This is a genomic window from Vibrio sp. OY15, from assembly GCF_000742455.1.
In the GTDB taxonomy this organism is placed as follows: domain Bacteria; phylum Pseudomonadota; class Gammaproteobacteria; order Enterobacterales; family Vibrionaceae; genus Vibrio; species Vibrio alginolyticus.
On the sequence record NZ_JPIL01000005.1, the window covers coordinates 58,896 to 73,511 of the forward strand.

Sequence of the window (14,616 nt, forward strand, 5' to 3'; positions counted from 1 at the left end):
ATTCATTTTAGTTGTTTAATTATCATAAATGGTATTGCTATGGAACAGGCTGACGTTACCTCTCTCATTCCCATCCTTATTACTCTTTTCCTCGCGCTGACCACAAGAAATGTCGTTGTTGGTTTATTCGCCGGTGTGGTGAGTGGTGTCGCTATGCTTGAAGGGACATTTGTCGAAAAAGGGCCACTAGACTCGTTTAGTGCATTGATGAAAAGCTATCTACTGCCGCAATTAACTGACAGCTACAATGCGGGCGTCATTTTGCTCTTGGTCTTTATTGGTGGCTTTGTTGCCTTGATGGAGAAATCTGGCGGTGGTGTGGCGTTTGCTAAAAAGGTCACTCAATGGGTGGCGAGTAAGTGCCAAGCTCAACTGTCCGCATGGTTCGGTGGTGTGGTTATTTTCTTCTCTGACCTTGGTACACCGTTGATTGTTGGTCCTGTTTTTCGCCCTTTATTTGATAAGTTAAAAGTATCACGCCAAAAATTAGCTTTTATTATCGACTCTACTTCCTCTCCCGTCGCAATCTTGATCCCTTTTATCGGATGGGGCGTTTACATCATGGGATTGATTCAAAAAGAGTTTACTGCCCTGAATGTCAGTATGAGTGATTGGGATGCTTTCATTGGCGCGATCCCGTATCAGTTTTACGCCTTTCTTGCGATCGCGATTGTGCCGATTGTCTCTTTCTTCAAATTAGATTTCGGACCGATGGCGAAGGCTGAGCAGTTAGCAGAACAGGGCTCCGACTTTGGGAAAGTACAGGAGTCTATGAATGTGTTTACGCATAAAAATGCAAAATCCAGTTTTGTATGGGCGCCTTTGCTCGTTATGCTGGTGGTTCTATGTACCATCCTCGTGCCACACGGTTTTCCAATTCAAAAAGTGGCAGGATCAACGTTTAGGGCTGCACTTTCTTCTGCATATTTCTTCGCGGCCTTCACTTTAATTGCGCTGATGGCGTTTTATGGCGTAAGAAAGCTTTCGGATGGTATTCAGGTTTATCTGAAAGGGATGTCAAACATGATGTCAGTGGCGGTGATTCTGGTATTGGCTTGGGCGCTTAGCTCGGTTGGGAAAGAATTAGGTGCAGCTGCATACATTGCTGAACAAGCTCAAGCCGGTTTCCCTTACTGGCTATTGCCAGCAGTCGCCTTTTTGCTTGCTGGTGTTATCTCATTCGCTACGGGATCATCTTGGGGGACGTTCGCCATCATGATGCCATTAGTGATCCCAACTGCCGTTGCGATTGATGCACCACTGTTGGTTTGTATTGGTGCGGTATTATCTGGTGGCTTGTTTGGCGATCACTGTTCTCCCATCTCTGAAACTACGATTTTGTCGTCGACAGGAGCGGGGTGTGAACAGTATGAGCACTTCCGTACACAATTGCCTTACGCATTACTCAATGGAATGATCGCATTGGGGTGTTTTCTTTTAGCTGGAATCAACGCCTCACCAGTGATTGTGCTTGCCGCAATTATTTCTCAGTGTGTGGTTTATTTTGTGCTGTCTAAACAAAAGTCAACCGCGAAGCTAGAGGTGGTTTCGGCAGGACAATAAAGAGAGAAACATCACAAAGCGGAGGCTCACAGGGTCTCCGCTTTTCTTTTGAGTCAAGGTAACATTTTTCTTGTGACAAAATGTGTGTGAGGACCTATTTATTCATTTTGTCTCGCAGAATCAACGTACTTGGCTCGGTGTTTCGTATATATGATCCACTATATGTCTAGTTATTCCTCGTATATTGTATTGTTGAAATCCGGAGACTAGACATGTTTGCACTCAAACATCTTCCTCTTGCATTGAGTTGTGTCTTAGCAGCACAAGTGAATGCGAGTATGAATATTCAGCCCGATCCGCAAAATCCGAATGGTTATGTTATTGCTCGTGGTGACGTTCAAGCCGTAGAGCAAAGCAAAACTTCTGATCCTATGTATGCCATTTGGTCACAAGCATTAGAGACACGCCCGAACTCAGTGGTTGAGGCGATTGTTCCTGGAGCGGCAACCAACCCAGAAAACGTGAAGCGTGTAGAGCGTGTATTCCCCGAAAGTGAGTGGGACTTCCTGACTCAAATGGCGGCACCTGAATACACTTACACGCGTTTCCTACGTGCAATTGGTAAGTTCCCTGCATTCTGTGGTGAGTACACAGACGGTCGTGATTCGGATGCAATTTGTAAAAAATCGATCGTGACAGCGTTTGCTCACTTTGCACAAGAAACCGGTGGCCATATTTCGATTGATAACGTATCGGATAATCCGCTAGGGTTGGAAGAGTGGCAGCAAGCTTTGGTTCATGTGCGAGAAATGGGATGGTCTGAAGGGCAAGAAGGTTACACAACAGGTTGTGGTCAGAATGACTGGCAAAATAAGCGTTGGCCATGTGAACCAGGACAAGGTTATTTTGGACGTGGTGCTAAACAGCTTTCTTACCATTTTAACTATGGCGCGTTCTCTGAAGTGATGTTTGATGGCGATGCATCTGTATTGCTGAAAAATCCAGGCTTGGTTGCGGATTCGTGGCTGAACTTAGCATCGGCTATCTGGTTCTTCCTAACCCCACAAGCACCGAAACCTGCAATGCTACATGTGATTGACCGTACTTGGGTGCCTTCACAGCGTGAGCTTGATGCTGGCATTGGTTACGGCTTTGGTACCACCATCAACGTGATCAATGGTGGTATTGAGTGTGGTGAGCAAAACAAGGATAAAGGTCAACCTGTTAACCGTATTCGTTATTGGGAAGGTCTTGCCGCCCATTATCAAATTCCAATTGAAGCCGATGAGACCAATACCTGTTGGCAGCAGACGCCTTACGGTAGCTTAAATCTGAATGGTGCGACAGACGTGTTGTACACCAACTGGGATGGAAACTGGAAATACTACTCAGATCGTCCGGGAGGCCACTCTTTTGAATGTGAACTTGTTGGTTTCCAAACGGCTTACTCTGCGCTAGTTGCAGGTGATTATGAGAAATGTGTAACTAACTTCTACCAATCTCATGCGGGTTGGCCAGAAGTTCGTGTAGTTGACAAGTTAGATCCAGTGGATCCGGTTGAGCCGCCTGTAGGTGGTGTGGCAGCTTGGGATTCTGGCAAAGTATATAACACGGGGGAACAAGTCTCTTACCAAGGTGCTGTTTACGAAGCGAAATGGTGGTCACAAGGTAATGAGCCAACGAAAGGAGACCCGTGGAAGCTGGTTTCAGGCACTCCTACGGAGCCGCCTACAACGGAACCTGAACCACCGGTGACTGAGCCAGAGCCGCCCGTCACAGAACCTGAGCCGCCAGTAACCGAGCCAGAACCACCAGTGACAGGCAATTTTATTCAGTGGGAGCCGGGTGTAACGCAAGTCGCTAACGGCGATAAAGTGACGTACCAAAACAAATGTTTTGTTGCGAAAAATGGCCCAGGAGTGTGGGAAAGCCCAACGCAAAGCAACTGGTTCTGGGACGAGATTTCTTGTCAGTGATCGAGTAAAAAACAACCTAACCATCTATAAAGACTCTGCTTTTTTGCAGGGTCTTTTTTTATATATGTAGTGGTTTATTTATGGAATCTAAGTTTTCAATAACAGCTTTTCTCTTTTGTTCTGGAGCCCATTAAAATTCGCGCGCATTTTTTATCAACATTTTTGAAAAAAGGTATTTGTACATGTCGACAAAACTGGCTAACCCAGCACCGCTAGGTCTTATGGGTTTCGGTATGACCACTATTCTGCTCAATATTCATAATGCAGGATTTTTCCCAATGGACTCTATGATTCTAGCGATGGGCATCTTTTACGGTGGCCTTAGCCAAGTAATCGTTGGCATCATGTGCTTTAAACGCGGTGATACATTCGGCACAACTGCGTTTACTTCTTACGGTCTATTTTGGCTAACATTGGTTGGTCTAATCGTAATGCCTCACATGGGTCTTCCTGCAAGCCCTGCAAGCTTTATGGGTTGGTACCTAGCGCTTTGGGGCATCTTCACTGGTTTCATGTTCATTGGTTCTCTATGTTACCCAACAGCGAAGCAAGTGGTATTTGGTTCTCTAACTATCCTGTTCTTCTTGCTTGCTGCTCGTGATTTCACTGGTAGCGAAGTGATCGGTGCTATCGCTGGCTTCGAGGGTATCTTCTGTGGCGCAAGTGCAATTTACTTCGCAATGGCGCAAGTACTGAACAACGAATTTGGTCGTGAAGTGTTACCTGTCGGTAAAGCAAAAATCGCTCGTAAAGTTGAAGCGGTTATCGCCTAAGCTGTTACTCATAATGAAGAAAGGGGGATTAACCATTGGTTAATCCCCCTTTTTTATGTCCTCAATCGGACCACTGCTTTTTCTTATTTATGTGATAACGCTATGTTGATGGTTGCTCAACAGTTTCTGCGCTATTGCTGTCTGCCGTTGGAGCTTTACCCGTTTTACGTCGGTACTTATCTTCCCAGTAATCTGCGCCTTTAATGCCCAGTGCAACAGGGTTAAATGTAAAATCGGTCACACCACGTTTTTGTTGTTCTTCGTAGTCGTTCAGTGCTTTGAGTGCAGGCTTCGACATAAAGAAAATGATCAAAATACCGATGATGTTTAGCCACGCCATCAGTCCTACACCTACATCACCCATCGCCCATGCTAAGTTGGCGGTTTTCACGGTTCCGTAGAACACGGATGAAATAATGATGACTTTCAGAATAAACATCAGTCCATTTACTTTGAACGTACGACGAATGTAAGCAATGTTCGTTTCTGCAATGTAGTAGTAAGCCAGAATGGTCGTAAACGCGAAGAAGAATAGAGCGATTGCGATGAATGGTTTACCCACGCCAGGTAGTGCGCTTTCGATCGCCATCTGTGTAAACACAGGGCCATTTGCACCAATATCCGCTGGTAGGTTTTGAACCAGGAATGTACCTTCAATCGCACCATTTACGTTGTACGCGCCAGTGATAAGAATCATGAACGCGGTTGCTGAACACACAAGTAGTGTATCGATGTAAATAGAGAAAGATTGAACAAGACCTTGCTGAGCAGGGTGATCAACACTCGCTGCTGCTGCTGCGTGAGGACCAGTACCTTGACCTGCTTCGTTGGAGTAGACACCACGTTTTACACCCCAGCCGATTGCTGCACCAACGCCTGCCATTGGTGTGAACGCGTCACCAATGATCATGCCGAAAATGCGTGGAACCTCACCAATGTTTAGAAGGATGATGACAAACGCAGTAATGATGTAAGCTAACGCCATAAATGGCACAACGACTTGGGTAAAGTTCGCGATACGCTTTACGCCACCAAAAATGATGAAAGCCAAAATGACACAAACAACCGTACCAGTGAAAATTTTAGCAAAACTGAAGGTACCAATAGCGGTTTCAATCATGTCACCTGAGCCAAATGCGGCTTCTACTGCGTTACCGATACTGTTCGATTGAACGCCAGGAAGTAGAACACCACAAGCAAAGATGGTCGCGATAGCAAAGATCCAAGCGTACCATTTTTGTCCCATTGCTTTCTCAATATAGTAAGCAGGGCCACCACGGAACTCGCCTTCGTCTTCTTCTTTATAAATTTGTGCAAGTGTTGATTCTGCGTATGCGGTTGCAGCGCCAAAGAAGGCAACGACCCACATCCAGAATACTGCGCCTGGGCCACCGAAACCGATAGCAGCAGCAACACCAGCAATGTTACCTGTACCTACACGGCCAGATAGTGAAACGGCAAGTGCCTGAAATGATGATATCCCTTTTGTTGAACTCTTCCCTGAAAGTAATAAGCGCCACATCTCAAAGAAGTGACGAATTTGTACAAAACGCGTCATGATTGAATAGAACAAACCTGCGCCAAGGCACAAATAGATCAGTACCGGGCTCCAAATAATTCCATTCAGAAAATCAACTAATGACTGCATGAGTATTTTCCCTGTTAGTTGTGTTTGTGGTTGTTTTTCACACAATACATTACCCTTTATGTAATGCAATTGTTAACTTTTTTAGCTACAAATCCTTTGTAGCGTGATGATGAACACAGAATGGAGAGTAGTTGTTAAAATTTGGTTCTTGTTGCTTATTTGCTCCTTTTAGGTAGAAGATTTGCCTGATGATTAATTATGCAGCACATTGTCATTTAAATGTGCTGCGATTTTGATGAGTTAAAAATGCCAGTGGTTATGCATTTTGTGGAGTAAGTGTCTGCCTGTTTTTTGTTCAGTCATGTCCTCAGGCGTAACGACAAAGGTTAAGCTCCGCATTATCCATCACTTTTGTTTTTTCACCTTTCATTACGCTTGCTAGCAATTGACCTGAACCACAAGCCATCGTCCAACCCAGAGTTCCGTGTCCGGTGTTAGTAAAAAGGTTATCGTATTTAGTCGCGCCGATAATTGGTGTGCCATCAGGCGTCATTGGCCTAAAGCCGCTCCAAAACTCAGCTTGGCTGAAGTCACCACAACGAGGAAAAAGATCACGGATGACCATTTCGATGGTGTTTTTGCGCTTTTGTGGAAGGGAAGCATCAAACCCTGCTAATTCTGCGGTGCCAGCTACGCGAATTCTGTCATCAAATCGAGTCATAGCGACTTTATAGGTTTCATCCATCACAGTAGATCGAGGAGAGAAGTGTTCATCTTCCATCGGGATGGTGAGTGAATAGCCTTTGACAGGGTAGACCGGAATATCAATATCGAGTTGCTTGAGTAGCGCTGTAGAGTAGCTGCCAGAGGCCACTACATATTGGTCTGCTTTAAATTGTCCTCGGTTCGTTTGGACACCTATGATCTTTTTGCCTACTGTAACCCAATTGCTTACTTCAGTATCGAACTCAAATCGGACACCGTGTGCCTTAGCAAGCTCCGTTAGTTGTTGGCAAAATTGATGGCAATCGCCCGTTTCGTCATCAGGTAGATGCAAGCCACCAACCAGTTTGTCTTTCACAAGTGCAAGCCCTGGCTCTTGTTCAATACATTGTTCGACGTCCATTAGCTTAAATCGGGTTCCGCTTTGTTCAAGGAGCTGCATGTCCTTTTCAATAGCTTGCAGCTGTTGATGTGTTCGGAATACTTGCAAGGTCCCAAACTGACGTCCTTGATACTCAATGGCGTGTTCTTGGCGTAACTGTTCTAAGCAAATACGGCTGTGGTTAGCGATCGAAAGCATGCGAGCCTTGTTAACTTGATAGCGAGGTAGGGTGCAGTTCGCGACCATTTTACTCGCCCAGCGGATCATGTCGGCATTCAGAGTGGGTTTGATTTTAAGTGGAGCATGCTCCTCCATTAACCACTTAATGGCTTTAACAGGAACACCAGGCGCAGCCCAAGGCGAAGAATAGCCATATGAGATCTGCCCGGCATTGGCGAAGCTCGTTTCCATGGCACTGCTTGGTTGGCGGTCAATGACGGTAACTTGATAGCCTGCTTGAGATAAATACCAAGCAGAGGTTAAGCCGATAACGCCGCTGCCTAATACGATGACTTCCATTGATGCACTCCACACATTTATCAGAGTGCTCAGTTTCTTTTCTTTACCTTTTGTTAACAATCGATATAAATTACACACAGCGTTTAGAAAAACTATAGGCTCAAGGATGAAAAGTAATCTGATAAGTGGCTTGTGTCTATTTAGCCAAGTCGCGGAGTACAACAGCTTTACTGGTGCTGCAAGACATTTACACCTCACCACTGGTGCCATAAGCCAACAAATTATTCATTTGGAAGCGTTATTAGGTTTTACTTTATTTGAACGCCACTCTCGCGGTACTCGTTTAACCGTAAAAGGCACTCAGTTACACCAAGCGACGCAGTTTCACTTTTCGGAACTGAGCAAATTGCTTGATGAGCTCAAAGTAGAAAAACAAACCAATGAAATTCGTTTGAAGTTGACGCCTTCTTTTGCTTTCAAATGGTTAGTCCCAAAGCTCGAAAGCTTCCATCATGATAATCCGGATATCCAAGTACAAATCTTTGCGGAAGGTGCGCTGGTAAATAGTGAGATAAAAGACTATGACGTCGCAATTGACTATGGTCTTCATCCTTATAGAAATGCTAACGCGGAGCTGATTTTGGATGAGCATCTGCTACCGGTGATGAGTCCAAAATACCTTGAGGATCATGGCTGGCTAAAAACGTTGTTTGGTGAACAAAAAACCTCAATGCCAGTGAAGCAATGGCAAGAGGCGACGCTACTACACGATGCGATGCCATGGGAAAAAGCAACGCGTGACTATGAGTGGCTATATTGGGCGTCAGCGATGGGGTTGGATTTTAAAACCGATATCGGACACTTTTTTAATCGAACGGATATGGCGATGTCTGCAGCCGAAGCAGGCGTTGGGATTGCGATGGCACGAATGGCACTGATTGAGGATGAATTGACGACAGAGCGTTTGATTTCTCCATTCAAACCGATTCCTGCCAATGCAGGGTATTACTTGATCATGAACACACGTACGAATGCGACAGAAACGTTTCGTCACTGGTTACTTGGACAGTTGAATTAGCGTTTTATCTCTGTGATTCATCCCTACGTTATTTGTTGAAAAATTGGGCAATATAAGTTTTAAGCAAGGTAAGTGCTTTGCTTGCCGCTATTTGAGTGATGAAAGACAGGGAAGAACATGAAAGACGAAACGCTATCTATCCATTTTGGTTACGAAACTGACCCGACCACCAAATCTGTCGCGACACCGATTTATCAAACGGTCGCGTACGAGTTTGATAACGCGCAGCATGGTGCTGATCTGTTTAACTTGGAAGTGCCGGGGAATATCTACACTCGCATCATGAATCCGACTAATGACGTGCTGGAAAAACGCATGGCAGCGTTAGAAGGCGGCATTGCTGGATTGGTCGTGAGTGCGGGGAGTGCAGCGATTAACTATGCGATTCTGACCTTAGCGCAAGCGGGCGATAACATCGTTTCTACGCCGCAACTTTATGGCGGTACTTATACCTTGTTTGCGCACATGCTGCCAAATCAGGGTATTCAGGTGAAGTTTGCTAAAGATGACAAACCAGAAAGTTTGGCCGAGTTAATTGATGAAAATACCAAAGCGGTGTACTGCGAGAGCATTGGTAACCCTGCAGGTAATATCATCGATTTAGAACGTGTGGCGGAGCTTGCTCACGCACAAGGCGTGCCTGTGATTGTGGATAACACTGTTGCGACGCCAGTGCTTTGCAAACCCATCGAATTTGGTGCGGATATCGTAGTTCACTCTCTCACTAAATACGTTGGTGGGCATGGCACCACATTAGGTGGCGTGATTGTGGATTCCGGTAAATTCCCTTGGGCACAGCACAAAGACCGCTTTCCTGTTTTCAACCAACCAGAACCTTCTTACCACGGCGTGGTGTATACCGAAGCGTTTGGTGAGGCGGCATTTATCGGGCGTGCGCGTACCGTACCACTGCGTAATACCGGAGCAGCATTATCACCGATGAATGCATTTATGCTTATGCAAGGGTTAGAAACGTTACCGCTGCGTATGGAGCGCCATACCGAGAACACACTCAAAGTGGCTGAATTCTTGGAACAGAATGACAAAGTCAGTTGGGTAAGTTATGCCGGATTGCCAAGTTCTGAACACTTCCATCTCGCCGAAAAATACATGAAAGGTAAGCCTTCTGCGATTTTGTCGTTTGGTTTAAAAGATGGTTATGACGCTGGTGTGCGTTTTTATGATGCTTTGAAAATCTTTAAGCGTTTGGTGAACATTGGCGATGCAAAATCATTGGCTTGCCATCCTGCATCGACGACTCATCGTCAATTGAGCGAAGCAGAACAAAAACAAGCTGGTGTGTCTCCAGAGATGATTCGTTTATCGGTGGGTATTGAACATATTGACGATATTCTAGCCGATTTAGAACAGGCACTAAACGCGTAAAACGATTCTGTTTTTAGCTTTGGGTTACCCATAGGCCAGCCTTTAAAAAAGCTGGCCTATTTTTATTTTATTGTTTAAATATCAAGGGTTTTGGTGTTTTTGGTTTGTGGTATTCCAAAAGCTCATAGAGGGTGAGATTTATTCTCTTGTCACGTTTGGGTTTGTTCCTGATGATGTGTGCAAATCTTATACATTGGAAGGGACTCAAATGTCTTACGTATTTCACCGTCATTGCCATGCTACGCTACCAATCATCGATAGAGGTGAAGGTGTTTATCTATTCGATAAGCATGGAAAGCAGTATCTCGATGCTTGTGGTGGTGCTGCGGTATCAAACCTTGGCCACAGTCATCACGCCGTTAAAAAAGCCATGTTGGAACAGCTCGAGCGAGTGCCATTTGCTCATACTGGATTTTTTACTAGTGACAACAGTGAGCGCCTAGCAGAATTGATTTGTCAGCACATGCCTGAACAGTTCAACCATGTGTACTTAGTCAGTGGCGGGTCAGAAGCGGTGGAGTCGGCACTAAAAATGGCGCGGCAGTATTTCGTGGAATCAGGTAAGCCAGAGAAAAAGCAATTCATCGCGCGTCAGCAAAGTTATCACGGCAATACCTTGGGGGCTTTGGCTGTCGGAGGTAATGAATGGCGACGTGAACCGTTCAAACCCATCTTACACCCGAGCCATCATATCGCCCCGTGCTATGCTTATCGTTATCAGCAGAGTCATGAGTCGGAATTGGATTACTCATTGCGAGCGGCGAATGAGCTAGAGGCAAAAATTCTTGAGTTGGGGGCTGATAATGTCATGGCTTTTGTCGCCGAGCCCATTGTGGGTGCCACCGCTGGAGCTGTGCCTGCAACGCAAGGCTATTTCAAGCGTATTCGCGAAATATGCGACCAATACGATGTGTTATTGATCTTGGATGAAGTCATGTGTGGCGTTGGACGCAGTGGCAGTTTTTTTGCGTTTGAGCAAGAAGAGGCAGAGCCCGATCTGGTTTGTATGGCTAAAGGGCTTGGTGCGGGTTATCAACCTATTGGCGCGGTGGTTGCGAATGATCGAGTCTACCAAGCTATTGCCGGTGGAAGCGGTTTTTTCCAACATGGTCATACTTTTATGGCGCACCCTGTGGCGTGCGCTGCTGCCGTGGCGACCATTCAAACCATCTTCCAAGATGATTTGTTAACGGCGGTGAATCGGCAAAGTGCTTTGGTGCGTAATGAGCTTACTTCTGCATTGGCCCATTTACCGTACATTGGCGACATTCGTGGTAAAGGTTTGTTTTTTGGCATTGAGCTGGTGGCCGATCAAGAAAGCAAGGCGCCTCTGAGTAAAGCCACATTGGCAGACAAACGCATCAAACAGCGAGCAATGGAAAATGGCTTAATGTGCTATCCAATGGGCGGAACGATTGATGGCGTTAATGGGCACCATATCTTGCTTGCGCCGCCATTCATTATTCAGCCTCACCATATTGATGAGCTAGTTGGCAAACTCTCATTAACGCTAAAAGAGGTAGCGAAGGAATGGAATTAGAAAATCGATGTATACGAGAGCCTATCGCTATTATCGTGGCCCCAAACGGTGCAAGAAAAACTAAGCACGATCACGCCAGCTTACCCATGACAACAGACGAACTGGTTGCAGAGGCTATCGCTTGTCAAACGGTAGGGGCTGCCATGATCCATTTGCATGCTAGAGACGCCAACGGACGTCATTCATTAGACATCGACGACAACATGGCAATTTACCATGCCGTGAAAGAAGCGGTGGGACAAAACATGATGGTACAGCTCACCACAGAGGCGGTGGGCTTGTATTCTCCGCCACAACAGATGGCGTTAGTTAAAGCTGTGAAACCAGAAGCGGCTTCTTTTGCATTGAGGGAGTTAATCCCTGATCGCGCAAGTGAGAAAGAAGGGCATGCCTTTTTCCATTGGGTGGCAGAACACAACATCGTGAGCCAAATTATTCTCTACGATGCAACCGACATTGAACGTTATTTCCAACTGCGTGATGCGGGCGTGTTACCTAAAACGCATCAGCATGCATTAGTGGTGTTAGGGCGTTATCACCAAGCTCAACAGTCTTCGCCATGGGATTTACGAGGTTTGAATTTGGCGCGTTTTGTCGAGGAAGAAATTCGATGTGCCATTTGTGCTTTTGGCGCGCGAGAGCAAGACTGTTTAGCGAGTGCGATGTTACTTGGATTCGATGTGAGAGTGGGGTTTGAGAATAACCACGTCGATGTGGCAGGCGAATTAGCAATCAGTAACGCGGCTCAGGTGGAAGCTCTACGCGATGTGGCGCATCGCTTTGCGATTCCTTTACGCAGTGCGCAAAGTTTGCGTTCAGCTTTGAAGTAAATCTGCTCGCGGAAAAGAAAAAAAGAAGAAAGGAAAGTAAAAAGGCTCCATCGGAGCCTTTTCGGTATTTGTCGTTAGTTCTCAGTTTGCGCTACAGGTTGACGAGCGGGATGTTTGATAAACACCGCGACAACAGCCGCTATCGCTAATGCAAAACAGTAGTAAGAATTGGCAACTACTTCAAGTGGCGAGAGGTTGAACACGGAACCTAGCAGTAGTACTTGAGCACCGTAAGGCAACACGCCTTGCACCACGCATGAGAAAATGTCTAACAAGCTTGCTGAGCGGCGAGGAGAGACATTATTCTCTTCCGCCAGTTGGCGAGCAACGCTGCCCGATACAATGATGGCTACGGTGTTGTTTGCCGTACAGCCATTGACCATTGATACCAAACCTGCAATACCTAGCTCGCTTGCACGACTGTTCGCATGCTTAGAGTGACTAGAGCCAAACGCGTGGATAAGGCTACTAACGAAATTTGTTAGAAAAGCAAGACCACCTTGGCGACGCATCAGTTCACTCAAGCCACCAATCAGCATGGATAACAAGAAGATCTCTTGCATGTTACCAAAGCCTTTGTATACGTCTTGGGCTAGATTAGTTAGTCCGTAATTGTCAATCGATGCCAAGCTCACGCCGCCAGCCAAAAGAATGCCAATCGACAGAACCACAAACACATTCACACCAGATACCGCTAGGATCAAAATAGTGATGTACGGCAAGACTTTTAGCCACTCAATATCGCCAGTTGCAGGCACTTGAGTCGCGGTGCTGTTGAAAGCGAACACTGCAATCGCGATCAACGCCGCAGGCAAAGCAATACGAATGTTCTCTTTAAACTTGTCTTTCATCTCACAACCTTGAGAGCGTGTCGCCGCGATCGTGGTGTCAGAGATGATAGAAAGGTTATCACCAAACATAGCGCCGCTCAGCACAACGCCTGCGGTTAACGGTAAGCTCATTCCTGCTGATTCAGCAATACCCAACGCTACGGGGGCAACGGCTGCGATGGTACCCATCGAAGTGCCCATTGCTGTTGCGATAAAAGCAGAAATCAGAAAAATGCCCGGTAAAATCATGCTGGTTGGAATAGCGGATAAACCAAGGTTCACTGTTGCATCAACACCACCAGAGGCTTTTGCTACCGCAGCAAAGGCACCTGCAAGCAGATAGATCATACACATTGCGATGATGTCTGGGTGGCCAACACCACGCATGAAGTGTTCGATTGAGCGGTTAAGTTTCTCTTTACTTAAAAGAAACGCAATGATGATGGCTGGTAATACCGCGATGGGTGCTGGCAGCTGGTAGAAGGCAAATTCCACGCCTTGCAAAGATAAGTAAGTGCCTACGCCAATAAATAGCGCAAGGAATACAATTAATGGGATCAGTGCGACCGCAGACGGTGCAACTGTTTTAGTAGTTTGTTGGGAACCGGACATGTAAACGACAATGTTAATGATAAGAGAGAAGAGCAGACTAATATCACATTTCTACATTGTCAACGTCTAGACGTCTAAATGGCCGTTTAAATTTTACACGTAAAGAAAAAGAGAAAAGCTCGTGTTGCGTATCTCACTGATACCACGAGCTTTAGTTATGCGCTAATGAAGAGACTGTCGTTATTGCATTGATTTGGCTTTTTTGCGTTTAACAATACCTAAAACCATCCACGTAAATAAGACAGCAGCAAATGCCCATACCAGATATTTGTATTCGGTGTACAGGTTGCTCAACACGCTTAAATGCTCAAATGCAAAGTGAGTTAACAAGCTGAATACCAATACCCAAACCGTCGCCGCGAGAGCGTTACCGAGCAAAAACTCTCTACGTGGCATTTTCGCGATACCGCATGCAAGAGGCATAAATTGCTTCATTCCTTCAATAAAGCGGCTGACGACCAAGCACGTAGGGCCGTATTTCTGGATAGTCAATTGAAGCGTTTGCATCTTCGGGCCGGAAATGTAGCCTTTTTTATCCAACCAGCCTTCAAAGTAATAGCCGATTAGGTAACCACAGGTATTACCCAAAAAGCAGCTCAGCCACGATACCATCATTACCATACTTAGGTTCATGACTTGTTCTGACGAGAGCAAAGATGCCGCGATCATCAGTGATTGACCAGGCATCGGGATACCTATCCCTTCTAGAAATATACTGACAATCAGCGCAACGTAGCCGTATTGCTCAAGCAAAGGCTTCATTGACACGAGAAGTTCGTTAATCTGTTCCAAAAGCTTTCCCCCAATAAAAGCGGAACGAAGTTGGAGTGATACTCCGAATGTCCTATTGGGTCAATTCTTGTTTCTCACCATTGAGAAAAACTGACATGCCTCTGATAATTGCGCAGAATCAACCTGCAGCAGGCTTTATTCGCC

The 14,616-nt window shown here is 45.8% G+C and carries 11 protein-coding genes; 7 read left to right on the forward strand and 4 right to left on the reverse strand.

From position 1 onward, the window contains the following. Positions 1 to 39: 39 nt before the first annotated feature. From IJ23_RS06585 to IJ23_RS06595, 3 genes are all read left to right on the forward strand, one after another. Entirely contained in the window at positions 40 to 1,563 is a 1,524-nt protein-coding gene (locus IJ23_RS06585; protein WP_033905810.1) for a Na+/H+ antiporter NhaC family protein, read from the forward strand. Positions 1,564 to 1,775: 212 nt separating this feature from the next. Beyond that, positions 1,776 to 3,479 (forward strand): chitinase, encoded by a 1,704-nt coding sequence (locus IJ23_RS06590; protein ID WP_033905811.1) that lies wholly within the window; start codon positions 1,776 to 1,778, stop codon positions 3,477 to 3,479. Positions 3,480 to 3,661: 182 nt separating this feature from the next. Then, positions 3,662 to 4,252 carry an acetate uptake transporter gene (locus IJ23_RS06595; RefSeq protein ID WP_033905812.1) on the forward strand — a complete coding sequence of 197 codons (591 nt, stop codon included), beginning with the start codon at positions 3,662 to 3,664 and terminating at the stop codon, positions 4,250 to 4,252. Positions 4,253 to 4,352: 100 nt separating this feature from the next. Here the strand turns inward: IJ23_RS06595 and IJ23_RS06600 are convergent, their stop codons facing one another. Continuing rightward, the gene (locus IJ23_RS06600) at positions 4,353 to 5,900 is read right to left on the reverse strand and encodes an alanine/glycine:cation symporter family protein (RefSeq protein WP_005381681.1); all 1,548 of its coding nucleotides are present in this window, start codon (positions 5,898 to 5,900) and stop codon (positions 4,353 to 4,355) included. A gap of 307 nt (positions 5,901 to 6,207) precedes the next feature. Continuing rightward, entirely contained in the window at positions 6,208 to 7,464 is a 1,257-nt protein-coding gene (locus IJ23_RS06605; RefSeq protein WP_017820572.1) for a D-amino acid dehydrogenase, read from the reverse strand. Between the two features lie 106 nt (positions 7,465 to 7,570). On the opposite strand from IJ23_RS06605, the gene IJ23_RS06610 reads away from it, so the two are divergent. The 4 genes from IJ23_RS06610 (at position 7,571) to IJ23_RS06625 (ending at position 12,238) form a co-directional block, all read left to right on the forward strand. Further along, on the forward strand, positions 7,571 to 8,482 hold the full coding sequence (locus IJ23_RS06610; RefSeq protein ID WP_033905813.1) for a LysR substrate-binding domain-containing protein: 912 nt from the start codon (positions 7,571 to 7,573) through the stop codon (positions 8,480 to 8,482). A 117-nt stretch (positions 8,483 to 8,599) separates the two neighbouring features. Next, the gene (locus IJ23_RS06615) at positions 8,600 to 9,868 is read left to right on the forward strand and encodes an O-acetylhomoserine aminocarboxypropyltransferase/cysteine synthase family protein (protein WP_005381677.1); all 1,269 of its coding nucleotides are present in this window, start codon (positions 8,600 to 8,602) and stop codon (positions 9,866 to 9,868) included. Between the two features lie 208 nt (positions 9,869 to 10,076). Continuing rightward, positions 10,077 to 11,408, forward strand: a complete 1,332-nt coding sequence (locus IJ23_RS06620; RefSeq protein WP_033905814.1) for an aspartate aminotransferase family protein — start codon at positions 10,077 to 10,079, stop codon at positions 11,406 to 11,408. Further along, complete coding sequence (locus tag IJ23_RS06625) at positions 11,399 to 12,238, forward strand: 3-keto-5-aminohexanoate cleavage protein (RefSeq protein ID WP_033905815.1); 840 nt, start codon at positions 11,399 to 11,401, stop codon at positions 12,236 to 12,238. Before IJ23_RS06620 ends, IJ23_RS06625 begins: the two co-directional genes overlap by 10 nt. Before the next feature lie 74 nt (positions 12,239 to 12,312). On the opposite strand, the gene IJ23_RS06630 is transcribed toward IJ23_RS06625, so the two are convergent. Next, the gene (locus tag IJ23_RS06630) at positions 12,313 to 13,680 is read right to left on the reverse strand and encodes a Na+/H+ antiporter NhaC family protein (protein WP_005381672.1); all 1,368 of its coding nucleotides are present in this window, start codon (positions 13,678 to 13,680) and stop codon (positions 12,313 to 12,315) included. Positions 13,681 to 13,860: 180 nt separating this feature from the next. Then, the gene (locus IJ23_RS06635) at positions 13,861 to 14,448 is read right to left on the reverse strand and encodes a DedA family protein (RefSeq protein WP_005381671.1); all 588 of its coding nucleotides are present in this window, start codon (positions 14,446 to 14,448) and stop codon (positions 13,861 to 13,863) included. Between the last annotated feature and the right edge of the window lie 168 nt (positions 14,449 to 14,616).